The 26,427-nt window shown below is 68.7% G+C and carries 24 protein-coding genes and 4 pseudogenes; 14 read left to right on the top strand and 14 right to left on the bottom strand.

The features are described 5' to 3' along the window. Positions 1-26: 26 nt before the first annotated feature. The 4 genes from IO29_RS12450 to IO29_RS12430 all read right to left on the bottom strand — a co-directional run bounded on the left by IO29_RS12450 (position 27) and on the right by IO29_RS12430 (position 5,094). Positions 27-239, bottom strand: a complete 213-nt coding sequence (locus IO29_RS12450) for a hypothetical protein (RefSeq protein ID WP_030379227.1) — start codon at positions 237-239, stop codon at positions 27-29. Positions 240-431: 192 nt separating this feature from the next. Further along, entirely contained in the window at positions 432-2,051 is a 1,620-nt protein-coding gene (groL, locus tag IO29_RS12445) for a chaperonin GroEL (RefSeq protein WP_030379226.1), read from the bottom strand. Between the two features lie 757 nt (positions 2,052-2,808). Then, positions 2,809-4,677: a molecular chaperone DnaK gene (gene dnaK, locus IO29_RS12435; RefSeq protein ID WP_030379225.1), complete on the bottom strand. Its 1,869-nt coding sequence runs from the start codon at positions 4,675-4,677 to the stop codon at positions 2,809-2,811. Positions 4,678-4,725: 48 nt separating this feature from the next. After that, positions 4,726-5,094: a J domain-containing protein gene (locus tag IO29_RS12430; RefSeq protein ID WP_030379224.1), complete on the bottom strand. Its 369-nt coding sequence runs from the start codon at positions 5,092-5,094 to the stop codon at positions 4,726-4,728. Positions 5,095-5,237: 143 nt separating this feature from the next. Between IO29_RS12430 and IO29_RS40210 the strand changes: the two are divergent. The 3 genes and pseudogenes from IO29_RS40210 (at position 5,238) to IO29_RS12415 (ending at position 6,540) form a co-directional block, all read left to right on the top strand. Next, positions 5,238-5,606, top strand: a pseudogene (locus IO29_RS40210) (Hsp20/alpha crystallin family protein). 218 nt (positions 5,607-5,824) lie between these two features. After that, positions 5,825-6,166: an STAS domain-containing protein gene (locus tag IO29_RS12420; protein WP_051707549.1), complete on the top strand. Its 342-nt coding sequence runs from the start codon at positions 5,825-5,827 to the stop codon at positions 6,164-6,166. Continuing rightward, a complete protein-coding gene (locus IO29_RS12415) occupies positions 6,163-6,540 on the top strand; it encodes a hypothetical protein (RefSeq protein ID WP_030379222.1) in 378 nt (125 codons plus the stop codon). The genes IO29_RS12420 and IO29_RS12415 overlap by 4 nt, the downstream gene beginning before the upstream one ends. Before the next feature lie 97 nt (positions 6,541-6,637). On the opposite strand, the gene IO29_RS12410 is transcribed toward IO29_RS12415, so the two are convergent. Continuing rightward, the gene (locus IO29_RS12410; RefSeq protein ID WP_030379221.1) at positions 6,638-7,126 is read right to left on the bottom strand and encodes an Hsp20/alpha crystallin family protein; all 489 of its coding nucleotides are present in this window, start codon (positions 7,124-7,126) and stop codon (positions 6,638-6,640) included. A 198-nt stretch (positions 7,127-7,324) separates the two neighbouring features. Between IO29_RS12410 and IO29_RS38890 the strand changes: the two genes are divergently transcribed. From IO29_RS38890 to IO29_RS12400, 3 genes are all read left to right on the top strand, one after another. Then, a complete protein-coding gene (locus IO29_RS38890) occupies positions 7,325-7,480 on the top strand; it encodes a hypothetical protein (RefSeq protein WP_199806864.1) in 156 nt (51 codons plus the stop codon). A gap of 444 nt (positions 7,481-7,924) precedes the next feature. After that, the gene (locus IO29_RS12405) at positions 7,925-8,608 is read left to right on the top strand and encodes a hypothetical protein (RefSeq protein ID WP_030379220.1); all 684 of its coding nucleotides are present in this window, start codon (positions 7,925-7,927) and stop codon (positions 8,606-8,608) included. Positions 8,609-8,837: 229 nt separating this feature from the next. After that, complete coding sequence (locus IO29_RS12400) at positions 8,838-9,836, top strand: alpha/beta fold hydrolase (RefSeq protein ID WP_078618219.1); 999 nt, start codon at positions 8,838-8,840, stop codon at positions 9,834-9,836. Between the two features lie 296 nt (positions 9,837-10,132). Here IO29_RS12400 and IO29_RS12395 read toward each other — a convergent pair whose 3' ends face one another. Beyond that, positions 10,133-10,480: an STAS domain-containing protein gene (locus IO29_RS12395; RefSeq protein WP_051707548.1), complete on the bottom strand. Its 348-nt coding sequence runs from the start codon at positions 10,478-10,480 to the stop codon at positions 10,133-10,135. A 152-nt stretch (positions 10,481-10,632) separates the two neighbouring features. On the opposite strand from IO29_RS12395, the gene IO29_RS12390 reads away from it, so the two are divergent. After that, positions 10,633-11,025 (top strand): DUF2267 domain-containing protein, encoded by a 393-nt coding sequence (locus IO29_RS12390; protein WP_030379217.1) that lies wholly within the window; start codon positions 10,633-10,635, stop codon positions 11,023-11,025. 74 nt (positions 11,026-11,099) lie between these two features. Here IO29_RS12390 and IO29_RS12385 read toward each other — a convergent pair whose 3' ends face one another. Both IO29_RS12385 and IO29_RS12380 read right to left on the bottom strand, forming a co-directional pair. Then, positions 11,100-11,462 carry a DUF5335 family protein gene (locus IO29_RS12385; protein ID WP_030379216.1) on the bottom strand — a complete coding sequence of 121 codons (363 nt, stop codon included), beginning with the start codon at positions 11,460-11,462 and terminating at the stop codon, positions 11,100-11,102. A 232-nt stretch (positions 11,463-11,694) separates the two neighbouring features. Next, entirely contained in the window at positions 11,695-12,504 is an 810-nt protein-coding gene (locus IO29_RS12380; protein WP_030379215.1) for a VOC family protein, read from the bottom strand. Positions 12,505-12,942: 438 nt separating this feature from the next. On the opposite strand from IO29_RS12380, the gene IO29_RS12375 reads away from it, so the two are divergent. The 3 genes and pseudogenes from IO29_RS12375 (at position 12,943) to IO29_RS12360 (ending at position 15,448) form a co-directional block, all read left to right on the top strand. Next, positions 12,943-13,203: a hypothetical protein gene (locus IO29_RS12375; RefSeq protein WP_234307481.1), complete on the top strand. Its 261-nt coding sequence runs from the start codon at positions 12,943-12,945 to the stop codon at positions 13,201-13,203. A gap of 181 nt (positions 13,204-13,384) precedes the next feature. After that, positions 13,385-14,450 (top strand): annotated as a pseudogene (locus IO29_RS12365) (IS3 family transposase). Between the two features lie 203 nt (positions 14,451-14,653). Continuing rightward, entirely contained in the window at positions 14,654-15,448 is a 795-nt protein-coding gene (locus IO29_RS12360; RefSeq protein WP_234307667.1) for an IS5 family transposase, read from the top strand. On the opposite strand, the gene IO29_RS12355 is transcribed toward IO29_RS12360, so the two are convergent. From IO29_RS12355 to IO29_RS12325, 6 genes and pseudogenes are all read right to left on the bottom strand, one after another. Next, the gene (locus IO29_RS12355) at positions 15,396-15,929 is read right to left on the bottom strand and encodes a hypothetical protein (protein ID WP_030382713.1); all 534 of its coding nucleotides are present in this window, start codon (positions 15,927-15,929) and stop codon (positions 15,396-15,398) included. The two genes, IO29_RS12360 and IO29_RS12355, sit on opposite strands and share 53 nt — an antisense overlap. A 108-nt stretch (positions 15,930-16,037) precedes the next feature. Then, the gene (ltrA, locus tag IO29_RS12350) at positions 16,038-17,330 is read right to left on the bottom strand and encodes a group II intron reverse transcriptase/maturase (RefSeq protein WP_199806863.1); all 1,293 of its coding nucleotides are present in this window, start codon (positions 17,328-17,330) and stop codon (positions 16,038-16,040) included. Positions 17,331-17,999: 669 nt separating this feature from the next. Next, positions 18,000-18,857: a hypothetical protein gene (locus IO29_RS12345; RefSeq protein WP_030382712.1), complete on the bottom strand. Its 858-nt coding sequence runs from the start codon at positions 18,855-18,857 to the stop codon at positions 18,000-18,002. A 160-nt stretch (positions 18,858-19,017) separates the two neighbouring features. Then, positions 19,018-19,763, bottom strand: a pseudogene (locus IO29_RS12340) (SOS response-associated peptidase). A 706-nt stretch (positions 19,764-20,469) separates the two neighbouring features. Beyond that, the gene (locus IO29_RS12330) at positions 20,470-20,892 is read right to left on the bottom strand and encodes an Hsp20/alpha crystallin family protein (protein WP_030382710.1); all 423 of its coding nucleotides are present in this window, start codon (positions 20,890-20,892) and stop codon (positions 20,470-20,472) included. A 344-nt stretch (positions 20,893-21,236) separates the two neighbouring features. Then, positions 21,237-21,824, bottom strand: a complete 588-nt coding sequence (locus IO29_RS12325; RefSeq protein ID WP_030382709.1) for an HdeD family acid-resistance protein — start codon at positions 21,822-21,824, stop codon at positions 21,237-21,239. A 227-nt stretch (positions 21,825-22,051) separates the two neighbouring features. On the opposite strand from IO29_RS12325, the gene IO29_RS12320 reads away from it, so the two are divergent. The 4 genes and pseudogenes from IO29_RS12320 to IO29_RS12305 all read left to right on the top strand — a co-directional run bounded on the left by IO29_RS12320 (position 22,052) and on the right by IO29_RS12305 (position 26,399). Continuing rightward, positions 22,052-22,474, top strand: a complete 423-nt coding sequence (locus IO29_RS12320; protein ID WP_030382708.1) for an Hsp20/alpha crystallin family protein — start codon at positions 22,052-22,054, stop codon at positions 22,472-22,474. 36 nt (positions 22,475-22,510) lie between these two features. Then, a complete protein-coding gene (locus IO29_RS12315) occupies positions 22,511-22,723 on the top strand; it encodes a hypothetical protein (protein WP_030382707.1) in 213 nt (70 codons plus the stop codon). A gap of 83 nt (positions 22,724-22,806) precedes the next feature. After that, a pseudogene (locus IO29_RS12310) lies at positions 22,807-24,776 on the top strand (amino acid transporter). Between the two features lie 285 nt (positions 24,777-25,061). Then, on the top strand, positions 25,062-26,399 hold the full coding sequence (locus tag IO29_RS12305; protein ID WP_051707565.1) for a magnesium transporter MgtE N-terminal domain-containing protein: 1,338 nt from the start codon (positions 25,062-25,064) through the stop codon (positions 26,397-26,399). The last annotated feature ends 28 nt before the right edge of the window (positions 26,400-26,427 follow it).

The following is a 26,427-nucleotide window of genomic DNA, read 5'->3' as shown; positions in this document are numbered from 1 at the left end:
CACTTGGCCCCGGCTCGGCTGTCGGGTCATCGTGTGCAGCCGACACCGAGGACTTCGATGACGTCGTCGTGGGCGGTGTAGACGAGCCAGCACCATTCGCCGAATGCTGCGGCCAGACCGGAGACGTGTGCCTGCGGAGTTCTGGCAACTGCGCCGATGAGCGTAATGATCTCCTCGTGCGTGTCGTTCGGGACGCCGAACAACACGCCGGCAGCGGGTGGGACCACTTCGACTCTCATGTCGCCCCCTGCAGATGAGCCGGAGCAGCGCTTGCGGCTCTCCTCTCCCCCGGGTGTCTGGCATACGGGCCACGATTCCTCCCCCGGCTGCCGGTGCACGAGTCCCGGCGGTTCCCAGGCGCGCGGTTGGGCGGGTGCCGGCGGTCTGCTGTCGGCCGCCGGTACCCGCCGGTCCGTCTCCGGGCGCGGCGTTCAGAATTCGGCGCCGGCCCCGGCGGCGGCCGGTTCCTTTTCTTCCGGCTTGTCGGCGATGACGGCCTCCGTGGTGAGGAACAGCGCGGCGATGGAAGCGGCGTTCTGCAGCGCGGAGCGGGTCACCTTCGCCGGGTCGATGATGCCCGCGGCCAGCATGTCCACGTACTCACCGGTCGCGGCGTTCAGACCGTGGCCGACGGGCAGCGTACGGACCTTCTCCACCACGACACCGCCCTCCAGGCCGGCGTTGCGGGCGATCTGCTGCAGCGGGGCGGTCAGCGCGCGGCGGACCATCTCCACACCGGTCCGCTCCTCGTCGTCCACCTCCAGCTTCTCGAACGCCTTCTCGGACGCCTGCAGCAGCGCCACGCCGCCACCGGCGACGATGCCCTCCTCGACGGCCGCCTTCGCGTTGCGGACGGCGTCCTCGATGCGGTGCTTGCGCTCCTTGAGCTCCACCTCGGTGGCGGCGCCGGCCTTGATCACGGCCACGCCGCCGGCGAGCTTGGCCAGGCGCTCCTGCAGCTTCTCGCGGTCGTAGTCGGAGTCCGAGCGCTCGATCTCGGCACGGATCTGCTTGACCCGGCCCTCGATCGCGCTGCCGTCGCCGGCCCCCTCCACGATGGTGGTGTCGTCCTTGGTGACGACCACCTTGCGGGCCCGGCCCAGGACGCCCAGGTCGGCGCTCTCCAGCTTCAGGCCGACCTCCTCGGACACGACCGTGGCACCGGTGAGCACGGCCATGTCGCCGAGCATGGCCTTGCGGCGGTCGCCGAAGCCCGGGGCCTTCACGGCGACGGACTTGAAGGTGCCGCGGATCTTGTTGACGACCAGGGTCGCCAGCGCCTCGCCCTCCACGTCCTCGGCGATCACCAGCAGCGGCCTGCTCTCCCGCATCACCTGCTCCAGCAGCGGCAGCAGGTCCTTGACCGCGCTGATCTTGGAGCCGACCAGCAGGATGTACGGGTCCTCCAGGACCGCTTCCATGCGTTCGGGGTCGGTGACGAAGTAGGGGGAGATGTAGCCCTTGTCGAAGCGCATACCCTCGGTGAGCTCCAGCTCCAGGCCGAAGGTGTTGGACTCCTCGACGGTGATGACGCCTTCCTTGCCGACCTTGTCCATGGCCTCGGCGATCAGCTCACCGATCGCCCGGTCCCCGCCCGCGGACACAGCGGCCGTGCTGGCGATCTCCTCCTTGGTCTCCAGCTCCTTGGCCTGCTCCAGCACGGCCGCGGAGACGGCCTCCACGGCCTTCTCGATACCGCGCTTGAGCGCCATCGGGTTGGCGCCGGCGGCGACGTTGCGCAGGCCCTCCTTGACCAGGGCCTGGGCGAGAACGGTCGCGGTGGTCGTACCGTCACCGGCGACGTCGTCCGTCTTCTTGGCGACTTCCTTGACCAGCTCGGCGCCGATCTTCTCGTACGGGTCCTGAAGCTCGATCTCCTTGGCGATGGAGACACCGTCGTTGGTGATCGTGGGGGCGCCCCACTTCTTGTCCAGGACCACGTTGCGGCCCTTGGGGCCGAGCGTCACCTTCACGGCGTCCGCGAGCTGGTTCATGCCGCGCTCCAGCGCGCGGCGCGCCTCCTCCTCGTAGGCGATGATCTTCGCAGTCATCGGTACGGTCTCCTCCGCATCGAATCCTTGAGTCGATGACGGTGGACCGGGGTGACGCCCGCGACGTTCACCCGCGCGACTGGAGGTTTCCCTCACGGCCGCACGAGCACGTCACCCGACCCAGCCGTTAGCACTCTCATGTCGGGAGTGCCAGTTTCTCGTGTAGCACTCCCACCCGTCCGGCGGCAAGCGCGCACCCTCATCGGCTCGCCCACTAACGAGAGGCGACGCAAGTCCGCGGCGGTGAAGTCCAGTTCTCGGTCGCTACCGCGGGGGTTCCTCGCGGGTGGAGCCGGTCCGGTGACCTCCACGGTGGCCGGGCGCATCAGATGGTCACCGAGGCGATAGCCGGGATGCAGGGCCGCCGAGCACACCAGCCGGTCGCGGTCGGTGGAGACGTGGTGGGCCAGCGCATCGTGACAGGCGGGGGTCGAACGCATCGCCCGCCTCGCCGAACGACGTGATGGCCAGCGAGCCGAGCTGGTCCTGCAGCCTGTCGGCGATGTCCTTCAGGCCGGGCGTGAGCGGCTCGTGGCGCACGCCCGGTCCACGGCGTCCAGGACGGGCAGTATCGCCTTGAGTACGTTGGCCGCGGCGATCTCGCGTACGGCCAGGCGGTCCCGCCTCACTCGCTTGCGTCGTACTCAGCCTTCACCTTCCCCCAGAGGGGGCACCCCCAGCAGGTCGGCGGGCCCTTCCTGAATCAGGCGCCACAACTCTTCCAGTTCGGTGCTCTGCGGCCCGCGCCCGGTCATCGTCAGCCAGCCTCCGGCTTGTCGTCGTCGACGATCTCGGCGTCCACCACGTCATCCTCGGACGAACCACCGCTCGTGCCACCGCCTGCGGACGCCCCGGCCGCACCCGTCGGTTGCTCGGCCCGCGACTTCTCGTACAAGGCGGTGCCGATCTTCTGCGCGGCCTGCGCGGTGCGGTCGACGGCCTGGCGGATCGCGGCGGTGTCCTCTCCCTTCAGCTTCTCCTTCAGGTCGGCCAGCGCCGTCTCGGTCTCGGACTTTGCGTCGGCCGGGATCTTGTCCGCGTTGTCCTTGAGGAGCTTCTCGGTCTGGTAGACGAGCTGCTCGCCCTGGTTGCGGGTCTCGGCGGCCTCACGCCGTTTGCGGTCCTCCTCGGCGTGCTGTTCGGCCTCACGGACCATGCGGTCGATGTCGTCCTTGGGCAGCGCGGAGCCGCCGGTGACGGTCATCTTCTGTTCCTTGCCGGTGCCCAGGTCCTTTGCGGAGACGTGCATGATGCCGTTGGCGTCGATGTCAAAGGTGACCTCGATCTGCGGGACCCCGCGCGGGGCCGGGGCGATGCCGGTCAGCTCGAACATGCCGAGCTTCTTGTTGTACGCGGCGATCTCCCGTTCGCCCTGGTAGACCTGCACGGTCACCGAGGGCTGGTTGTCCTCGGCGGTGGTGAAGATCTCCGAACGGCGGGTCGGGATGGTGGTGTTCCGCTCGATCAGCTTGGTCATGATGCCGCCCTTGGTCTCGATGCCCAGGGACAGCGGGGTGACGTCGAGCAGCAGGACGTCCTTGACCTCGCCCTTGAGGACACCCGCCTGCAGGCTCGCGCCGACGGCGACGACCTCGTCGGGGTTGACGCCCTTGTGCGGGTCCTTGCCGGTCAGCTCCTTCACCAGCTCGGTCACCGCAGGCATGCGGGTCGAGCCGCCCACCAGGACGACGTGGTCGATGTCGGAGACCTTGATCCCGGCGTCCTTGATCGCGTTGTGGAACGGCGCCTTGCAGCGCTCCAGCAGATCCGCCGTCAGCTGCTCGAACTGGGCGCGCGTCAGCTTCTCGTCCAGGTGCAGCGGACCCTCGGCGGACGCCGTGATGTACGGCAGGTTGATCGTCGTCTCCGACGAGGAGGACAGCTCGATCTTCGCCTTCTCGGCGGCCTCGCGCAGCCGCTGCACGGCCATCTTGTCCTTGGACAGGTCCACGCCGTAGTGGTTCTTGAACTGCTTGACCAGGTGGTCGACGATCCGCTGGTCCCAGTCGTCGCCGCCCAGGTGGGTGTCGCCGTTGGTGGCCTTCACCTCGATCACGCCCTCGCCCATCTCCAGCAGCGACACGTCGAAGGTGCCGCCGCCCAGGTCGAAGACGAGGACGGTCTGGTCGTTCTCCTTGTCCAGCCCGTACGCCAGCGCCGCCGCGGTCGGCTCGTTGATGATCCGCAGCACGTTCAGCCCCGCGATCTCCCCGGCCTCCTTGGTCGCCTGCCGCTGAGTGTCGTCGAAGTACGCCGGTACGGTGATCACCGCGTCCGTCACGTCCTCGCCCAGGTAGGACTCCGCGTCCCGCTTGAGCTTCTGCAGCACGCGCGCGGAGATCTCCTGCGCGGTGTACCGCTTGCCGTCGACGTCGCCGTGCTCGGGGAACCTCCACGAGTGATCGCCCATGTGCCGCTTGACCGAGCGGGCGGTGCGCTCGACGTTCGTCACGGCCTGACGCTTGGCCACCTCGCCGACCAGCACCTCGCCGTTCTTGGCGAAGGCCACCACCGACGGGGTGGTCCTGGCGCCTTCCGTGTTCGTGATGACCGTGGGCTCGCCGCCCTCGAGGACCGAGACGACCGAGTTCGTCGTTCCCAAGTCGATACCGACCGAGCGCGCCATCTGGTTCTCCCTCCTCACCATGCTCTGCTTCACGTTTTGGGTTGGCCGTCATTGGAACGTCCGCTCCCACCGGACGGGACCGGCCCGCAACGGCGGCTCGGGACGAGCGACCCCGAGCACCACGAGGTACCGCGGCGCCTGCCGGACCGGCCGCACGACGACAGGGCCGGGGTCGTATGCCCGCTCGGCCATCCGCTGGTACGTCTGGTCATAGGCCGCGCGCAGGACCGGATCACGGAGCGTCTCGTACGCCGCCCGCACCTCGCCGAACCGTTCGGCAGTGGCCGCATCCACGCGAGTGTCTGGGCGCAGCTCCCGCACCCGGGCGCGGAAGGCAGAAGTGATCACCTCGGCTGTCGCCGAGGGCTCCACCCCCAGCACCGCATACAGGTCTCCACCCTGGTCACGCGTCGGCATCCCGCCACCTCCTCGCCCGCTGCGAGCTGCGACTTCGCCCTTACTTGCCTCAATTCCTGAGATAAAACTTGAGTCTCATCTTGTCAAGGATTGACGGGGGAGGTATAGGGGTCTCAGAGGTATCCGGGCTCCCGGAGCCCGGAATGGCAGATGCCGGATGGAAGGAGTTGCACGATGGCGGCGCTCTGCCAATCGACGCCTGTCAGAGCGGCGATGCCCTCGTCGTCTACTTCGACCTGCCGGGCGCCGATCCCGACACCGTCGACCTCAATGTGGAGCGCAACGTGCTGACCGTGCGAGCCGAGCGGCCCGGCCCGGACGCCAGGGAGGCCGACCTGCTCGTCGCCGAGCGGCCCCACGGAGTCTTCAGCTGACAGCTTCTGCTGGGTGGCTCGCTCGACCTTGAGAGGATCACCGCCCACTACGACGCTGGCGTGCTCACCGTGAAGATCCCGGTGACGGAGGAGGCCGAGCCCCGCCGCATCGAGATCAGCCGCACAGGCGCGGAGTAACAGCGGATCGCGACCTGACTCGCCCCGCACGGAAAGCAACCGGAAGAAGTGACACACAATGAGGGAATACAGGTAACAACAGAGCGCAGCATCGACGACATGGCCGTGGGCCGCCGCACCCCGAAACGTCGTGCGGCGGGCCACGGCGGGCGCTGAGCGGCAGGAGGGAGGACCACGGCTGTGTTCCTCGCCTCCCACTGGGAGAACGGAACTGGGCCATGGCGGAGATCAAGGGGGCCCTGGACACCACCACGGCCCGTGAGCTGTGTGATTACGTGGCCGCCGTCACCGCCAAGCACGGGCACTTGCTCAACCTGATCGTGGACCTGTCCGAGCTGACCTGGGCCGACACCGGCGGCCTGGCTGCCCTGATGTCCGTCCGGGCCATGCTGGAGGAGGACGAGAGAGAGCTGCGCCTGGTATGCCCCGAAGGGCGGGTGGAGCGGCTGCTGCGCGACAGCGGACTCGCCCAGGCCCTACCCGTCCACCCCTCTCTCGAGGCCGCGCTCGCGGCGCCCCGGACCACAGTCGCCAACCGGATGGGAGGTGCCGTGCTGTGATCACCGAACTTGCCGTAGAACGTGTGGAGTTCACCTGCGGCTCGTGCTGGCACCGCTGGAGCGTCGACTACGACGTGCAGCGCTACCGGGACGCACTCGATGCCGAGTGGGAGGTCTTCTACCGCGACAACACGGCGGTTCCCTCCCCCTACACGCCGCAGGGCGCTCCGCCCTGCGAACACTGTGGCCGGCGCTGGGTCGGGCGCCTCGTGGCCCGCCGCCCCGTGCCCCTGCCCGACGCCGAAGGGCCGCGCAGCCGCGTCCCGGCCGAAGGCGGGCACCGCCCCGAGCGGCACACCGCACCGATGCTGCACGCCGCCGGCCACCCCCAGCCGCACGCGCGAGCCGAGCATCCGTCCACCGAGACGTCCTGATCGGCCAGCCGGCCCGAGACGGTCACCGCATCCAACCCGTACCTGCCCCCGTACGGCGCGCACCGCACGGGGGCAGGGCTCACTGTCCGAGCCGGGGTCAGTGTCCGGACGTGATCTCGATGCGGCGCGATTTGGTGGCTTCCGCCTTCGGTACCTTGACGGTCAGCACACCATTGTCGAGGGTGGCCTCGACGTTCTCCGGGCTGATGTCGCCGGGCAGCGCGGCGCGGTACTCGAACCGGCCCCTCCTGCGGGTACTGCGGCGCAGCATGCCGGTGCGCTCGCGTTCTTTGAACTCGCCGGTGATGGTCAGTTCGCGTTCGGTCATCTCGATGTCGAGGTCCTCGCGCTTGACGCCGGGCACCTCGACTTCGACGAGGTAGGCGTCATCGGTTTCCGACAGGTCCGCCAGCGGCGACCAGGCTGCCATGCCCTCCGTCATGGAGCCCATGGCGCCGCCCATGGTGGACTCCAGCAGGGTGCCCATCCTGCCGATGAGATCGTTGAACTCGGCGAGAGGATCCGTGCCCCAGCCTGGGAACCGCCGTTCAGCCAGGGGCCCGCCGCGTCGCACAGGCAGTGCCATTTCTCCTCACCTCCGCACAAACGTACCTTCCGTCACTTCAGGCTATTCCCGGTGGTGCTTCGCGGCACGGCCGGATTGCGGCCACATGGAGAAGCAAGATGGTCGCACTCGTGAACTGTGTGAGCTGCGGCATTGTCAGCGTGAGCGGCCGGCGCCCACGATGAGGCGGACGACAGACGTCAAGGAAGGCAGCTCCTCATGGGTGATCATGTGCATGTGCGACTCAGTCAGGGGCTGAGCGTGTCGGAAGCGGGGGAACTGGTCGAGTACTCGCGTTGCCGGTGCGGTGCCACGTTCACCAGGGTGTTCGACGCCGACAGCGGGGAGCCGGAGTACCCGGGCCGGTCGTCCTGAGCCGCGCCTGTGTCAACGGCGCCAGCGCTCAGCGTTGATCGCGGGGCGGGCCATCGTAGGGGCGGGCCTGCCCCCGAGGTACCGGGGGCCGCGACTGTGCTCAATCCGGGGCTGTTGCGCGTCAGCGCTGTGCGCGCCCAGGACCGCCGAGTGGCTTTCAACGGCATGCCGATGACGGCTGTACGTGACTGGCCGCGCGGCGTCCAAGACGACGTCACACGAGCCCTCACCCGGACAGTGGAACCACCGGCAGACTGTCTCCGCACCTGCAGCGGCGGGTGAAGCCGGGCTCCAGTGCCGTGTTTCCCGCATGGCACGCGTGCTCCAGACGGGTGATCTTCGCGCGATCCGCGCAGGATGATCCCGGCCGCTCAGCCGCAGGAGAACGGCCGGCTGGGCGGCCGCTCAACGCCGCCTGATCCCCGCGTGCACGGAGCAGTCCCCATGGCGATGACGCAGACCTTGATACCGGTGCTTGAGGATGCCCGCGACGCCCATGCCGCGGCGCGCGACCGACTGCGGGCGGATGCGGCACTCGCGCCGCCCGGTGCCCACCGGCAGATGCTCGAGCGCGAGGCGAATGAGATGCAGGACCGTGTGCACCGCATCGAAGGCCATATCCGCGCACTGCGTCCCCGCAGCCTGACCGGCGGCGCGGCCGACATGGCGCGGCTGGCCACCCGCACCAGCTGGAAAACAGCAACGCTCCCGCTGACCATCGGGCAGAAGGCGGTGACCGGGATGCTGCCCGGCCAAGGGCAGGCCGACGAGCAACAGGTGCTGAGGAACACCGAAGAGGAGTACGCCACGGCCGCCCGGGCCCTGGCCAGCGCTCGGGCTGACGAGGTCCTCGCCGGCCAGGCCCAGGACGACACCACCCTCCACCTGCTGCAGGAACTTCGCAGCCAGGACCAGGAGCTGCTGGCACTGCTCGAAGACAGCGCGGTCAGCAGCGAGGAAAGCCTGCCCATCGTCGGCTTCAGCCAGCTCAGCGTCGCGGAGATCGAGCAGCGCCTGCCGTCCCTGTCCGACTCCGACCTGCAGGTTCTCGAGGGATACGAGCGCAGGCACGTCCGCTGCAAACATGTCCTGGAAGCCATCGAGCGGCTGAGCTCCGGCGAGCCCTGACCGCACAGCCGCGCCCCGCCGAGCCCCACCCGCTGCCGAGGCCACACCGTAGAGAGCGGCGCGGCTCCCTCGTTCTTGATCTTCGTTCTTGATCCGCGCTCTCGGCGTGAAACGCGGTCGAGCGGAAATACACCAGTGTCATTTCTGGTTGACGCCACTGCGGCACTGCGTGGGCGGTGTCGCCTTTGCGACCGCAGTCAATGTCCCGTGGTGTGTGAGGTGCACGACGATGGCCTGGGTATCTGCTCTCCTGTCGGCTGCCGGCCACGGCGGTGAGCGCGCAGCACAGGTCGCGGCGTGCCTGCGCCGTCTGAAGACCCCCGCTACCGATGGGGCCGACGGGGAACGGGGCCGCGTCCTGCTGGAGGCACGGCCGACCTGGTACGTCCAAGGTGAGGCAGCCGGCCTGGGCCCGGTGACGGTGGCGTATGAGCGGCAGGGGTCGGGTGAGCCGGTCGTGCTGCTGCACGGCCTGGGATGCCACCGGCAGACCTGGGACCCGCTCATCCCGCTGCTGACCGGTCACAGGGAGATCATCGCGATGGACCTGCCGGGCTTCGGGCAGTCCCCGGACCTCGGCCCCGGAGTTCCCCGCAACCTGGAGACGGCCATGCTGTGGCTGGGCTCGGTGTTCACCGCCCTGGGCGTCGAGCGGCCGCATGTGGTCGGCCACTCGCTGGGCGGACTGATCGCCCTGCGCCTGGGGCAGGCCGGGCTCGCCCGCAGCGTGACCGCGCTGGCCCCGGCCGGGTTCTGGACCCCTGCCGAGCGCCGCTACACCTACACCCTCCTCCATGCCACCCACTACGGTGTACGCCTGCTGCCCGAGCCGGCTCTGGAGGCCCTGGTGGGCACCGCGCCTGCCCGTGCCGTACTGACCGGCACCCTGTACGGCCGCTCGCAGACATGCCCGCCGCAGGCCGTGGCCGCAGCCCTGCGGACCTTGCAGCACACACCGGCCTTCAAGGCCACGCTGCGCGCCGGACGCGCACCCGGCCTGTTCACGGGCGACATCCCCGATGTGCCGGTCACCGTCGCCTGGGGCACCCGCGACCGCATCCTGCCACCGCGGCAGGCGGCCCGGGCCCGCGCCATGATCCCTCAGGCACGACTGGTGTCGCTGCCCGGCTGCGGACATGTGCCCATGCTGGACGCGCCGGAACTGATCGCCCATACGATCCTTAAGGCCACCCAGCCCCGGCAGCCGCAGCCGTCCCAGCCGGCGTGACGCTGACTCGCCTGGTCCCGCGAGGTGGTCGGCACGAAGCCGAATGCAGATACAGGGCGCGCGGTATCGGCCGGCACGGTGACGGACCGTGCGAGCGAGGAGAGCGGGCGGCCGGCTGATGTGGCGAAAGCGCCGGCCGCCCTTGCGCTGCCCATCCTCGGCCTCGGGGAGAGGAGGATCGGCGTTCCGCTTCCACCGTGCAGGAGCACAGTGGGACCGGCGAGCTGGACGCGGCTGCTTTGATGATCATTGCGGCAAGTGCGTGACACGGCGGCGTCGGCAGCAAGGGGCAGGGGCTACTCGATGGCGGCGAGCGTATCGACACCGGCGTGCTGCAGCGTGCGCTGGACGGTGCGCCGTGCGCCGCGTACCCGGACCGTAGTAGTTGCCGGAACGCGAGTGGCCGCTCGCAGCAGAGCATAGGCACAGGTCAAGTCCATGCTGGTCAGGTCACTCATGTCCAGCACCCACTCGCGGACCTGAGAAGGACGCACATCGAGAAGCTGCTGCTCCAAGTCCAGCACCCTGTCAGCGGTCAGCTCGCCGGCAAAGCGCAGGACGGCGCAGCCGTCCACCTCCGTGACGCTCACCGGGGCTCGCGAGCCGGTGGCGGGATCCGGATGGGCTGTCACAACGACCTCCATACCGGGCGGTTCTCCTTGATGTGGCGAGCGACGGTCGGCCGCGTTTCGGGAGTGCCCCTGCCCGGTACACCTAGTACTCATCATTCGGCGCACCACGGCACGTAGCCAGAGGCCCCCTGCGAGAACGTGCCACACCAGGTGAAGGGAAGCGTATGAGGTACGACGAGTTTCTGGCCCGGGTCCGCGAGCGGGGCGAGTACGCAGACCAGGAGGAGGCTGCGAAGATCACTACTTCGGTACTTGAGGTCCTTGCGCAGCGGATCACCCCGGGAGAGGCGTCTGACGTCGCCGCACAGCTGCCCGAACCGCTCGGTGAGCCCCTTAAGGGTGGCGGACAGGGGCAGGCGGAGAGTTTCGGGGTCGAGGAGTTCTGCCGGCGCGTCGCCGAGCGCACCGGCGCTCGTCCCCGTACGGCCGAGTGGGACGCCAGCGCGGTGCTGTCCACTCTGGCCGAGGCGGTCTCCGGCGGCGAGCTGAACCAGATCATCAGCCAGCTGCCGTCCGGCTACGCCACCCTCTTCGGCAGGGCTGACCTCGCCGGTTGATCCGGCCAGAGAGTGGGCGTCCGCGGCTCCGCTGAGGGAAGCCTCGGGCGCCGGAGCGTTCGGTCAGGGCTGGTTCATGAGGCAGTCCTGGACTGCGCAGGGAAGAAAGTGATCAAGGTTGCTGTGTCTTCCGGGTCCACCACTCGCACTGCTGCCTCAGCGACGTCCGGCGTAGAGACGTCGACCTCCTTGGGATGCGGGACCATGTGACGCAGGGCGACCGGGTAACGCGGTGACTGCCCCCCGACGGCGACGACCACCACGTCGTCCTTCGGGTCGTAGGTGAGGTAGGAGAAGGGCAGCCGCTCCGCTTCGTGCTGGCTTTCGATCGAGGGATCCACCACTTCAATGGTGACCAGTTCGCCGCTGTGTGCTTCGGTGATCTCGTCGAGCATGGACCGCCATCCCGCGCGGTCGGACGTCGAGGTGTCGGCCATTGTGTGTTCCTCCCTCCATGCACGTTGGATGGCTTCTGTCGTCACTGCAATCGTCTCCGATGCTGTCCCACGCGGCCACCGTCCGTTCCGAGTGCTCTGCCGGTCCGGCGGCCCCTGCTTTGCTTTCCTCAGGTCGAAGAACCCGTTCGACGGACAAAGTCCGTGCTGCGTTCCGATCTCGGTCCGAGGGGACACCGGTACAACTCGCCTCCGGGCCGACCAGCGAGAGGCGTCAGTGGTCCCGGCTGGAGCTCACCACGAAGAGTGCTCCGTCAGGATCGCGCAGCACCGCCTCGTGTTCGCACTCCGCAAGGACCTCGCCGCCGTGCTCTCGTGCGGCTCGGGCACACCCCGACGTGTCTGCCACCACGAAGTGGACCTGCCAGTGAGGCCGGACCGAGCGGTCAGGCGCTGCATCCACGGCGCCAGACTCGATGCGCGCGACGACGGAACCCTGGCTGCGCAGCACTACCTCTTCCCCTTCGTACTCCACCTCGCAGCAGCCAGAGCGACCGGAGGCCCAGCCGAGGATCTCGCCGTAGAAGATCGCCGTATCGAAAGCGTCGCGAGTGTGGAGGGTGACGAACACCGGTGCAGCCTGCCGCCACGCCTCCCACTCGGTGACGAGCCTGCCCTGCCATATCCCGAAGATGGCCCCGTCGCGATCGGCGAGCAGCGCCGCCCTGCCGGGCGCAAAGGAGATCGGCCCCACGGCCACGGTCGCGCCACGCTCCCGGACGCGGGCGACCGTCTCGTCTGCGTCTGCGGCGGCAAAGTACGGCGTCCACGTCACCGGCATATGCCAGACAGTGGCCATCCCGGCGACCCCCGCGACGGGTATCCCGTCCGCCAGCGCGGTCAGGAAGCGGTCACCCAGTCTGGCAGTGCGCCACTGCCAGCCCAGTACGGCACTGTAGAAACGCTGCGTTGTGGCGAGATCGCGGCTGGTCAGGCTCACCCAGCACGGTGCGCCGAACACGGAATCCGTGTACACGACGTCCGTTCCGGTGGAAGAGCGTGTCGTGCCATGTTCCTTGGCCATCGCACCCCCCGGTTTCCATGCAGGCAGCGAGCGATCTCACTCAAGCGTCCGGCCAGGGTTGTGGCCCCGCACATCGCCTGCTCTCAGCCTCGTCCGTCCCGGTCGGCCGTGCCCCTGGTCAGCGGCTTCTCAACGCCACCCATGCGGCGGACATCGTCCGCCTGGCGCCTTTCGTTGTTCTCCCGTGGCAGCACAGCGACCTGGCACAGGAGTGCCGTACACGGAACTGCGGGAGCGACTGCAGAGCGTCCTGGCGCTCAGCGAGCCCGCGTTCATGGGACGGCTGGGTGTTGCCGGGGATGACGGCCCCGCGGAGGATCAATCTCCGCGCCTGGAGGGGCGTGCGACGATCACGACGCCGTCGGACACCGACATCTCCGCTTGAGGCCGCCCTTATGGTGGATCTGAGGAGACCTGTCCGGTCACTGGCATGGGCCGGTGCGCTCGATTCGTTGGCTGCTTCCTGCCGTCTGGGGGGCCATCATGCGGGTGGAACTGATGCATCGGGCCGTCAAGGTGCTCTTCGCCGTGCCGGACGAAGCGCAGGCGGAGATCATCGCGCTCATCGACGCGGTCACCGCCCAGACTTCGGCGATCGAGGCCCCGGACCTGGCCGCGGCGTTCGGCGAGTGGTGCTGGCTCGTCTACACGGTCCACGGCGACATGATCGAAGTGCTGGACGTCGGCTCTGCACGCTAAGAACCCGTATCTCAACCGATCATGGAACGGGCGGGTCGAACAGGTTTCCCGCCGGGGTGATCTTCCCGTTGTACGCGCATGAAGACAGGGCCTCTCGGTAGCTCGGGGATGAGCTGATCCCGGTTTCGTGGAGTCCCTGAAGCCAGGTTTATGATCCTGGCCCGAAGGAGAACCACGAGCAGTGCCAGCACCACGTAAATACCCGGACGAGCTCCGTGAGCGGGCTGTCCGGGAGGTCCGCACGACGGGCCGGCCGATCGCGCACGTCGCCAAGGACCTGGGCATCCACAAAGAAGCCCTGCGCAGCTGGGTCCGCCAGGCCGAGGCAGACGCCGGTGAACGCGACGACCGGCTGACCACCGCCGAGCGGGAAGAGCTGAGGCAGCTCCGCCGGGAGAACGCGGAGTTGAGGCGGGCGAATGAGATTCTGAAGGCCGCGAGCGCGTTTTTTGCGGCCGAACTCGACCGTCCCCGGCCGAGGCCGACCAGGTGATCGAGCACCTCAAGGACAAGGGTCTCGGGGTCGGGTTCGCCTGCCGGGTGCTGGGGCTGTCGGAGTCGGCGTACTACGCGCGCAAGAAGCGGCCGAAGTCGGCCCGCCGGTTGCGCGACGAGCAGCTGATGCCGCTGATCGAGCAGGTCCATGCCGCCTCCGGCGGCACCTACGGTGTCCGCCGGATCACCCATGCGCTGCGGCGCAAGGGCGTCCTCGTGGCACGCTGCACCGTTCATCGGTTGATGCGTGAGCTGGGCCTGGAGGGCGTGATCCGCGGACAGCGGCGGCGGACCACAGTGCCGGAGCCGTCGGCACCCAGGCCGCCGGACCTGGTCGACCGTGACTTCACGGCCTCGCGCCCGGACCAGCTGTGGGTGGCGGACATGACGTATGTCCGCACGTGGGCGGGCTGGGCATACGTGGCGTTCGTCCTGGACGTGTACTCGCGGATGATCGTCGGCTGGCAGGTCGCCAACCACATGCGGACCGAACTCCCGTTGGATGCCTTGGAGATGGCGCTGTGGAGACGGAAGATCAAGAAGGACTCCGGCCTCATTCATCACAGCGACCGCGGGTCGCAATACGTGTCAATTCGGTACACCGACCGGCTCGCCGAGATCGGAGCCGCCGCGTCCGTCGGCTCGGTCGCGGACTCGTATAACGGCTCCACTCCGCCCTCGACTACGTACCGCCCGCCGAGTACGAACGCGACTGGTGGCGACAACAGGAAGCCACCCCGCAGTCCGCCTGAAACAAGACCACCGGACTCTACGAAACTCGGGACAGCTCAGGGATGCGAATCTAACCGAGCAGTGCCGGGAGGCCCTGGTGTCGTTGTTGTACGCGTCCGAACCCGTTCAGTTCAACTCGGCTGCTCCATCGTGTGATTGCCTCGCGCATGTGTACGGCAACGCGGCCGACCATCCGGACCGGGAACGCCGGTATCCCTCCGACATGTCGGACGCGGAATGGGCGGCCATCCGGCCTTTGCTGCCGGTGCCGGCCTGGCTCCAGGGCCGGGGCGGGCAGCCCGAGGGCTACTGCCACCGCCAGATGCTGGACGCGATCCGTTATCTGGTCGCAGGCGGGATCTCCTGGCGGGCGATGCCCGTGGACTTCCCTGATTGGGGCCGGGTTTACGCCTTCTTCCGCCGCTGGCGCGAGCACGGGCTGATCACAGAGTTCCACGACCGGCTGCGCGGACGGGTGCGTGAGCGGGAGGGCCGTGAGGCGGAGCCCACGGCAGGGATCATCGATGCGCAGTCGGTGAAGGCCGCGGCCTCGGTGCCGTCCGTCTCGCGCGGCTGGGACGGCGGGAAGAAGGTGGGCGGCCGCAAGCGGCACATCGTGACCGACTGCCTCGGCCTGCTCCTGGTCGTCGCGGTGACCGCCGCGAACATCGGCGACCGCGACGCCGCGACGGGCCTGCTGACCCGGCTGCGCCGCCTGCACCGCGACATCACCCTCGTCTGGGCCGACGGCGGTTACACCGGCGGCCTGGCCGGCTGGTGCCGGCAGAAACTCGCGCTCACCCTTCAGGTCGTCAAGCGCACCGACGATATGGAGGGGTTCGTGGTGCTGCCGAGACGCTGGGTGGTAGAGCGCACGTTCGCGTGGTTGATGCATTCGCGCCGGCTGGCCCGGGACTACGAGACGTTGCCGGCCAGCAGCGAGGCCATGATCCGGTGGTCGATGGTCACGCGGATGAGCCGGCGCCTGGCACGGCCACGGGCCGCCGGCCGGCGCTGAACATCCCCGACGTCTCCTGCACGAGCCACCCGCGCTCTGCCAGGCGCCTGGCCTTCGAGCGCACCCCCTCGACCTTCGCCGACGTCGTTTGAAGGCCCAGCTCCACCGTGATCTCCTTGGCCTTCAGCGGTCCTTGGCCCGCCGGCTGCCGCTCGTCGAGCACGCCCAGGATCCGCTGGTAGTCCGGCGCCAGCACCGTCACCGGCAATCCTTCGCGCCAAGGTGGCACGATCGATCCCGGCACCGGCGCGGGCGAGGGCACGGTTTCCTGCTCCGCCTCGGTCTCGGTCACGGCGGTGGTCTCGGCAGCCGAGGCTGCCAGGGCCTCGACCAGCTCTTCCCGCGCGATCACCCGTCGGTCCAGCTCGATTTCCGCGGCCTCCAACACCCCAGCCAACCGGGCGACTTCCTCCCGCAGCCCTTCCACCCGCACACGGGCCGCTGTCTCCCGCTCCTCCAGCATTCCCAGCACCGACGCCATCGCGCACCCCTCGCTCACGGAGCGGAAACAAGACGCCGGATGCCTCTCTCATTCGGAGCTAGACCATGCCTGGCGAGTAGCCGGGAGGAGTCTCACCTCCCGGCTCTCTCAGAACCGTGCGTGAACCTCTCGATTCACACGGCTCCCATCACCCAGTCGATCAAGGTCTGACAAGCTTCCAGTGGGCGAACAGACCGGGGTAGAGCCGTGCGGCCTTCCCCAGGCCGTCCAGGCCCGCATCCGGCGGCGCCGGAGTCGCTTGTACTTCTGCATGGCCCACCGCATCAGGTAGTGATTGATGCGCTTGAGGCTCTTGACCAGCTCGGACGGGTAGAACCGTCCGTAGTAGCCGATCCAGCCCCGCACGATCGGGTTGATCTCCCGTGCGAGGTCTGCCAGGGACGATCCACTGCGCTGGTGCAGCCGCCAGGCCCGGATCTGTTTCCGGATCCGTTTGGCGGCCTCGTCGCTGATGGCCGGGTTGAAGCTGAAGAAGTAGCTCCCGCTCCGTGTCCGGACCTTCCGTGACCGGAACGCGTACCCCAGGAACGTGAACGAGGTGTGTTCGTACGAGCCACGCCTCTTGCCGTCCTTGCAGTACACGATGCGGGTCTTGTCAGGATGCAACTGCAAGCCCCCGCACTGCGCCAGCCGCTCACCGATCACCTGACGCACTTGGTGCGCCTCGGCTTCGGTGCGGCAGTGGACCACCATGTCATCGCAGTACCGCTCGAACGCCACGGCCGGGAACTCCCGGGCCATCCAGGCATCGAACGCGTAGTGCATGAACAGGTTCGCCAACAACGGTGAGATCGCCGAGCCCTGCGGGCTCCCGCGGTCCCGCGCGACCAGCACGCCACCATCCTGGTGGAGCGGGGCCTTCAGCCAGCGCTCCACATACAGCAGGATCCACCGCTGATCGGTGTGGTGGGCCACCGCCTTGAGGACCAGGTCATGGTCGAGGTTGTCGAAGAAGCCCCGGATGTCGATATCGATCACCCAGTCCTTCCTCCAGCACCTCTCCCGGCACACCGCAAGCGCATCCAGCGCACTGCGGCGGGGCCGGTATCCGTAGGAGTCGGGGTGGAAGACGGGTTCCACCTCCGGCTCCAGGACCATGGCCACCACCGTCTGCGCGATCCTGTCCGCGACCGTGGGCACTCCGAGGACCCTGACCCCACGTCCTCCCGGCTTGGGAATCTCCACCATCCGTACCGGCGGCGGGAAGTAGCTGCCCGACGACAGGCGATTCCACAGCTTGTAGAGGTTTCCCTTCAGGTCCGCCTCGAACTGCTCGATCGACTCACCATCGACGCCGGCCGCTCCCCGGTTCGCCTTGACCCTGAGATACGCCTCCCAGACCACATGCTTCGAGATCTCGAACGACTTCGACCCGCTCACCCGGCTCCTCCCGGCATCGCCGGTTGACCGCCAAACAGGCCAGGGTGATCCGTCCCCTTCGCTCCACCCGCATTACCGGGCTTCGTCACTACTACGAGACGGTCCGTCCCCGTGCCCCGCATCGGTACTCCGCCCCTTGCGGTGTTGGCCGCTTGGGGTTCTCCCTCCCGCTGCCGGACAGGCTGTCCAGCGGCCGTATCGGGGCGACAGGTTCTCACGTTCCGTGCAAGAGCCCGGGCCAGGCTCGCGCCGCCTACATGCCGGACGCCATCCGGGCAGTCAGCAGGCTCCCCCCGGACTTGTCCCAGAGCCCTGGTCTCGCCCTGGTTTCGACGCCACTGGAATTTCTTACGACACGTCATCAGCGGTTCGCTCACGCTCGCCTTCCTGACCCACACCTGACGCGATCAAGGTCGCGCCTTTTCCCGCAGCGCTCACCACGACCGGCACTTAACCGACGCAGCCTGCGGTGGTTTGGAGCCTCCCCCTGCAGGGCGACCCCGGAGGACCTACCTCCATCTCTCACACAGCACCGCTTCCGGCGACTCCTACATCGACGCCTCCTTCAGCGTTCGTGACACACGACCAGCGAAAACACCGCCATCAGGTTCGGAAAGACAACAGCTTCTAAGCCCGTACGCGGCTCAGCCGTGGTCCCCCAGAGAACCGTCACCTCCTCGGAGTTACGGCGGCTCCGGGGCGGGACTCATAGTGCAGGCTGTGGAAACGACCGGCCTCCTCACGCCCGGCAGGGTCATGACCGAGCGCCCGTACTGCTTCGATCGCATACCGCCGTTCCTGCTCGTCAGTCAAGAGACGTTGCGGATACGTACGAGAGGCATCAAGAGTGGTGCGCAGACCGTGCGAGGCCATTGTCTGAACGATCGGGTGGTAGGACACCGTCCGCAGCACGAACGCGCTGACCCATACCGGCCGCTGCACGTGGTCCAGCACTGCGGCGAAGGTGCGGGCCGTGATGTCGCTGCCGCCGCCTGTCAGCGTGATGAGGCCGACGTCGGCGAGCGCACGCCTGAGCCCAGGACTCGGTGAGCCCTGCTCCAGGTCGTCGGTGAAGGCGGCGTCCAGGAGCCCCACCTCCAGTGCATAGTGCACCGCAGGAGCCGAGACATCGAGGCCGAATACCGGCAGGGCATCCGGTCGGCGCCGCTCGGCATAGAACTGCTTGTCCGATACCGCGAGCTCCGCTGTCGACATCGCCTGGCAATCCGGGGAGGTATACCGCTGGTACAGCTCCGCCAGCGTCACCTCGTGGTTGAGCAGCGCGGCGTTGATCCCGTACGAGCAGCACAGGTCCAGCACCGCCGGGCGGCCGGGGTGGCCGTCATCGAGCGCGGCCCGTTCGGCGGCGACGCGCCGGAAAACCGTCTGGGCATGGTGCGGGATCTCGTACTCCAGCGGAGCAAGCCGCCCGAAGTATGCGCGAGGGTCCGGCCGCTGGTAGATGTCGTCGAACCGCGCCTTGCCGCCGCTCTCACGCGCAGCACCGCCACTGCTCGACCCGGCCATGTCGCACTCCTCCTCACAGCGCATCCGGTACATCCATGATGACTATCCCGCGCGAGGGGCCGGCGACCTCGGTTGACTCGTCGAGCCGTTGAGCGACGCGGCGAAGACTCCGGCTCAACAAGCTCCTGACAGATGCCAAGGCAGGCTGTCCGGTCTCCGGCTACGGCTTGATTTCTTCCAGTAGCTCAGGGCCGTTGTTGCGGACGTCGTTGACGGCGGTGCTAACGGGCCGGGCTTTCAGGTGGCCGCCTGCGGGCGGGGTGAGCAGTGCGCGTAGCTGTTCGGCGTCCTGCCGGCGGGGATCGAGCCAGGCGTCGTAGTGATCGGGGCTGAGCGCAAGGGGCATACGGGGGTGGATGCGGCCGGCGGCGTCGGTGGCGTCAGTGGTGATGATCGTGCAGGTCATCAGCCATGCGGCAGGGTCATCGTCGTGCTTGATCTCGGGATTGCGCCAGTATCCGTACAGGCCAGCGAGGGCCAGTACCTGGCCATCCTCCGGATGGATGAAGTAGGGCTGTTTGCGGGCCCTTCCCGACTTCTCGTCCTTGATCTCCCGCCACTCGTAGAAGCCGTCGGCCGGCAGCAGGCAGCGGCGTTGGACGAACGCTCGACGGAAAGCGGGCTTCTCGTGCACACTCTCCACCCGAGCGTTGATCATTCTCTGCCCGATCTTCGTGTCCGTCGCCCACGACGGCACGAGCCCCCACCGCAGTGTGGCCGCAACTGGCGGCGGACTACGGGCTCGGCGTCGCTGTCGCGCCGGGTGCGTTCCAAGACGGCCCACACGTCGTCGGTCGGGGCGACGTTCCAGCTCGGCGCGAGAGCCTCTTGCGGGTCCCAGTCGGTGACTCGGAAGAGCCGGGCCAGCTCCTTGGGGCTGCGGGTGGAGACATAGCGGCCGCACATACCGCCACCACCGTCTTCAGGACCCGATCGACGCCATAGCGGCCTGGAATCGCTTCATACACGGAAAGCAGTGCTTGTCGGTCGACGCGCGTTGGACGGGCTCCTCATGCTTCTCCAACCCGCACAACGTCAGGCCCTCGTCCACCACAAGCACGTGCCACACCGGTTCTCCCGAAGTGTCCGCGCCGCACCACATTTCGTGCATGGTCGATTCCCTCGGTAGGGATGGAAGTCACTCCCCGCATCATCATGGGCCGCAAGGACGGGTGCCTTGTCGGCCCGGGCCACCTGGGTGACGCCGATAGACAGGGAATCTGAGGACGACCATGCGTCCGGGCCGCGGTGCACAGGACGGACCAGTGCTGCTGATCAGCCGACGCCGCCGAGCACCCCAGAGTTCAACGAGCTTCTCTGAAGCGAGCTCGACGGCGTTTCCGCGTCGGTCCAGACACACCGCCGCAGTAGGCCGCCAGCCACCCACAGCTGCCCAGCCGCGAGGTTTCGTGCGGTGCCTTCCAGGACGGAGGCGTGCGACTCGCGACGGCAGGAGCTCACAAGGCGTGGCACCGCGCAGGAGGGGCTTTGCGGATGGCTCGGGGGCCGACTTGACGTCGGGCCGCTCCCCGTTCGCAGGCATCGCGTCAGGGGCTGTGATGCAGCGAGGCCCCGGGCTTGTGCGCCGGGGCCTGGAGCGGTTGGTCGCTGCTCAGCTGCCGAGTTCCTTGCGGTCGCTGCCGCCGCTGATCGCGATCTTGCGGGGCTTGGCCTGCTCTGCGACCGGGATCTGCAGCTTGAGAACGCCTGCCTCGTAGGAGGCTTCGATGCGCTCGGTGTCGAGGGTGTCGCCAAGGAACAGCTGGCGGCTGAACGTCCCCGCAGGCCGCTCGGTGATCACCGTGTCGGTGCCCTCGCCGTACGTCGGCTTGCGTTCGGCCTTGACGGTCAGGACGTTGCGCTCGACATCGAGGTCGATGGACTCCGGGTTCACGCCCGGCAGGTCCAGCTCCACGAAGAACGTGTCGCCCTCGCGCCAGGCGTCCATCGGCATGCCGGCCGGGTGCGCGGCCGTGCCCCAGACCCGTTCGACGAGCCGGTCAAGCTCGCGGAAGGGATCCGTACGCATCAGCATGTTCATCCCTCCTTGTCCTCGTTCCGCTACGCCTTCGCTCTACTACTGCTATACCACACTATCGAAAAGTTGACACCCCTGGACTCAACTTTTTTCTAGGCGACGGTCTCGGCGATCCGGTCGAGTGGGCCTCGGTCACCGGCTGACAGGCAAGGCGCTTGCGCCAGACCGTCGCGGCCGAGGCCGGCTCCGCGCGCACCGATGTCGTGCATGCAACGGAGGAGCGGCGGCCGTGACTATGCCCGCGCACGGTCAGGCAGACGCGCCAGCTTGCAGCCGATGGGCAGCCCAAGCGCCTGAGCGCCCGGTCGGCCGCTGGGCGTTCAGGCGCATCGGGAACACGGTCAGTGGGCCACGCGGGCACCGGACGCCGACCGCGGCCACGACCGGCTGCCCTGCTCGCTGTGTGCGCGGTACTCCCGCCAGGCCGCAGCCAGCCAGAGACCGCCCGCGATCAGCGCGTACACGCCCAGGACGAAGGCGATGGCCACCGCACCGGCATCCGGGCGCAACCAGAGCAGCACGCCCGCACCCACGGACACGACGGCGGAGGCACGCCAGAACCACGCGTGCGGCAGCTCATGCCGCATGCGCGTGGCGACCCACAGCTCCAGGCAGCCCGTGACAATGGCCCACGCGCCGGCCATGATCACCAGGGCCAGCGCCGTAAGGCCCGGCCACACAGCCGTCGCCACCCCGGCCACGATGCCCAGCGCACCGGCACCCGCGCAGACCAGCGCGGGCCGGCGCTCGTGCCGGTGCCGCCATGCCGAACCCATGAGCACCACACCGTCCACCAGGGCGTAGACGCCGAAAACCCAGGCCAGGGCCAGCACCGTCAGCTGCGGCCAGACCAGCGTCAGTGCGCCGAAGACAACCGCTGCGCCGCCGCGTGCGGCCAGCAGCCAGACACTCTTCAAGCTTTCCGTCACCAGCACCCTCCTCCTTTCCGGCCTTCCATGCGTCGACCGCCTCGGGAGAGACCGTCGACGCGACCGAACACTTACTGAACGTAGTAGAAGATTGAGTCAGGCTGTGTCAACTTCATCCAGTCGCTACTTGTCAAGTCTGCGATGGTGGGTTATACGGGTAAGCGGTCTTCGTTCGTCGGACCGCCCTGAGAGGTGGCCCGACATGCAGAGTGAAGGGAGAAGAGCGAATGCTTGCGCGCACCGGCGCCCTGGGCGATCTCGACCGGCTCACGCATCAGCTGGCGCATGCCGCCAGCACGGGTACCGCCATCCCGGCGGACGCCTGGCGTGACGACGACGCGCTCTACCTGCAGTTCGACCTGCCCGGGATGGACCGCTCCAGCATCAGCCTGACCGTGGAGCGGGACACGCTGGTTCTGACGGCGGAGCGCCGCTCCCCGATCCCAGACGGCGCGCGCCCGGTCCTCACCGAGCGGCCCACGGGACGGTTCATCCGCCGCATGACCTTGTCCGATGCCCTGGACACCGAAGCCGCCGAGGCGGCTTACGACAACGGCGTCCTCACCCTGCGCGTTCCGGTGGCCGCACACGCCAAGCCCCGCAAGATCGCCATATCCGGCGGTGGCGCACCCAAGCAGCTCACGCCCTGACGACCGTCCTTCAAGCACAGGAAGGGAGGTTGACTCGTGGGCGCCCTGCTGTGGCTGCTCTTCCCGCTCTTCGCCGGCGTCACCGCCAGTGCCTGGGCCTGGTGCACCGGACGCCGCCGTCCCAGCCCGCCCGACCACGACACCTGGGAGGACCTCGACCGCTATCAGCAACTGCGGACCGTGCTGAGCACCAGCGAGCGCTGCGGGGCGACCGTCGCCCCAGGGGCCGTAGGCCGCTACGTGCAGTAAACATGGGTGGCCGTGGCGCGGATGACCGGTGACGTGCCTGGCCGCGGTCATGCCCCGGCGGCACCGCAGAAGGAGGGGATCGCATGACCGGCATCGAGACGGAACGCACGAGCGCCACGTCCGCTGATCCGCGAGCATCCGCAACTCCGGCGCCACGGTGGCGTACCTGGCTCCTGGAGGGGCTGAGCGAGCAGACGGCCCGGCATCCCGGCCCGCACCGCACGCCGCACCCCGAGCAGGAAGGCCATCGGTGGTGGCGGGTGATGTGCCTGACCGGTGTCGACTACTTCTCCACCCTCGGATACCAGCCGGGCATCGCCGCGCTCGCCGCCGGCCTGCTGTCCCCGCTCGCCACCCTGGTCCTGATCGCGCTGACCCTGTGCGGTGCGCTGCCGGTCTACCGGCGCGTGGCACGTGAGAGCCCACACGGCGAGGGGTCGATCGCCATGCTGGAACGGCTGCTGCCCTGGTGGCCGGGGAAGATCTTCGTCCTGGTACTCCTCGGCTTCGCGGCCACCGACTTCATGATCACCATCACGCTGTCGTCCGCGGACGCCGCCGCACACGTGACGGAGAACCCCTTCGCCCCCATCTGGCTGCACAGCGCACACCTGTGGATCGCCCTCTCCTCATCGGCGCGCTCGGAGCCGTCTTCCTCAAGGGCTTCCGCGAGGCCATCGGCATCGCGGTAGCCCTGGTGGGCACCTACCTCGCCTTCAACGTCGCCGTGCTCGCCGTCGCGGCCTGGCAGATCATCGGCCACCCCGTCGCGATCCGCGACTGGACCGAGGCCATGACGGCAGCACACTCCTCGCCCCTGGCCATGGTGGGCGTCGCCCTGCTGGTCTTCCCGAAGCTGGCCCTGGGCCTGTCCGGCTTCGAGACCGGCGTCGCGGTCATGCCGCAGATCCAGGGCGACCCCGCGGACACATACGCCAAGCCCGAGGGCCGCATCCGGGGCACGCGCCGGCTGCTGACCACGGCCGCCCTCACGATGAGCTGCCTGCTACTGCTGTCCAGCCTGGCGACGACGATCCTCATCCCGCAGGACGCCTTCAAGAGCGGCGGACCGGCCAACGGCCGTGCGCTCGCCTACCTCGCCCACCACTACATGGGCCAGGCTTTCGGCACGGCGTACGACGTTTCCACCCTCGCGATCCTGTGGTTCGCCGGGGCCTCCGCGCTCGCCGGCCTGCTCAACCTCGTCCCCCGCTACCTTCCCCGCTACGGCATGGCTCCGGAGTGGACACGTGCCGTGCGCCCGCTGGTCCTGGTGTTCACCGCGGCGGCCGTGCTCATCACCGTGTGGTTCCACGCGAACGTGGACAAGCAGAGCGGAGCCTATGCGACCGGCATGCTGGTGCTGATGCTCTCGGCGTCCTTCGCCTCCACCGTCGCGGCGCACCGCAAGGGCCACACACGGGCGAGTGCCGGCTTCGCCGTGATCACCGCCGTCTTCTGCTACACCTTCGTCGCCAACGTGGCCGAACGACCCGACGGCATCAAAATCGCGGCGATCTTCATCCTGGCCATCCTGGTCACCTCCTTCGGCTCGCGCGTGCACCGGGCGTTCGAACTGCGCGTCGGTGAAGTCATCCTTGATGACCAGGCGCAACGGATGCTCGACGAGGCAGCTGCCGAGGGCCCCCTGCATCTGATCGCGCACGATCCGCAGGAAGCAAGCAGTCGGCTCCCCTCGGGGCAGGACAGCCCAGGAGCTGGGCGACCGCTGCTGCCTCTGGAGGTGTTCGTGCGGGACTCGTCGGACTTCACCGCGGACGTCACCGTACGCGGCGTCGAAAGGGACGGGGTGCGCCTGCTGCAGGCCCAGGGGCCGACGGTGCCCAACACCATCGCGGCGATCCTGCTGGCCCTGCGCGACCGCACAGGCGAGGTGCCCCATGTGTACTTCAGCTGGACCGAGGGCGGCCCGATCAGCCACCTGATCCGCTTCCTGGTCTTCGGTGACGGAGAAGTGGCTCCGGTCACCCGCGAGGTACTCCGCCGCGCCGAGCCGACTCCTGAACGCAGGCCCCGCGTCCACGTCAGCTGACCCACAGCCGTGGTCGGCCCGGTTTGAGGCGACGCGGCAGATCACCGCGCCAGTAGGCCATCTGAACATCCGCTCCACCAGTGCGGGCGCCACGGCAGACTTGAAATGGACGGGTAGAGCGGGCACCGCAGTGTGCGCCGTCGGGCTTCGGTGGCCGCCGGCACAAGGACTTGCTGACAGGCACACCTGCTCACAGCCAGCCGGCTGCCGCGACCCTTGGAGAAGGCCGACGGAACACGGTCGTGTCGGTGCGTGCCAGTCGAAGGCGTGCGTGAGGGTTACGACATGTCGGGAAAGGAAGTGCAGCAGGAAGGACGGAAGCGCCGACAGGGCGGGGCGCTCGCCCAGAGGGCGGTGCGGGAGGCCCTGGTCTCCCTGGCGGGCTTGCTCCGGGCGGTGGTGGTCAACCCCGCCGGTCAGGAGATCGGCCATCTGGCGGACGTGATCTGCCGGTGGCGCGGAGAGCGGTACCCAGCGGTGGCCGGGCTGGTCGTCAAGGTCGGCCACCGGGCCGCCTACGTGCCCGTCGCGGCGGTCGCCGACCTGACCTCGGACGGCGTCCAGCTGAACTCCGCCCGCCTTGACCTGCGGGACTTCCAGGTGCGCGACGGCGAGGTACGCCTCGCCCATGACGTGCTGGACCACCAGCTGGTCGACGTCGACGGGGTCCGCGTGATCCGCGCCTCGGACCTGTACCTGGCCCGCGTGGAGGGAACCTGGCGGCTGGTGGGCGCCGAGGTCGGGTTCAAGGTTCTGTTGCGCCGCATCGGCCCGCGACGCCTGCACCGGCGCCCGTCGCCGGAGAAGGTGCTGGACTGGGCGGCCATCCAGGCGCTGGGCGGCCCGGAACGTGAAGGCACCGCAGCGAGACAGGTACGGCTGCGCGCCCCGAACTCCGCGCTGAAGACCCTGCGCCCCGCGGAGCTGGCCGACCTGCTGGAGGACCTGGGCCGCGGCGCGCGCAGCGAGCTGCTTCAGATGGTGGAACCCGGCAAGGCCGCGGACGCGCTGGAGGAGATGCACGCCGCCGACCTGGAGGCACTGCTGCGCGAGGCCCCCACCGAGCAGGCCGCCCGACTGCTGGAGGAGATGGAGCCCGACGAGGCCAGCGAGGCGCTGCGTGACGTGCCCGAAGGCGAGCGGGAGCGGCTGCTGGGCGCGATGCGCCCCCAGCAGGCTGACCGGCTGCGCCGGCTGCTGGGCTACGCCGAGGACACCGCTGGCGCGCTGATGACGTCCCTGCTGGTCACCGCCACCGCCGACCGGTCGGTGGCGGACGTGGTGGCCGAGCTGCGCGGGCAGGCCGAACACGCCACCGATCTGGACGCCGTGTGCGTCCTGGACGGGAACGGCGCCCTGGTGGACGACGTCCCGGTGGTGCAGTTGCTGCTCGCCCACCCCGGCACCCGGCTCGGTGAGCTCGTGCAGGAGCCCGGCCCTGTGACCGTCAGCCCGGACGCGCCGCTGAGCGAGGTGGTCGAGCGGCTGACCGACACCCGCCGGCATTCCGTGGTCGTCGTCGACGACCAGCACCGCCCCCTCGGCCGGATCCTCGCCGACGACCTGGTCGACGCCCTCGTACCCGAACGCGGCCGCTTCCGCGTCTTCCGCCTCGTCCCCTGAAACAGCGCCCCTGTTGTCTACGCATCCG

This window comes from Streptomyces sp. NRRL F-6676 (assembly GCF_000725625.1).
GTDB lineage: Bacteria > Actinomycetota > Actinomycetes > Streptomycetales > Streptomycetaceae > Streptomyces.
Note: the sequence above shows the minus strand (reverse complement) of the source record. Positions and strands in the feature narration are given on the sequence as shown.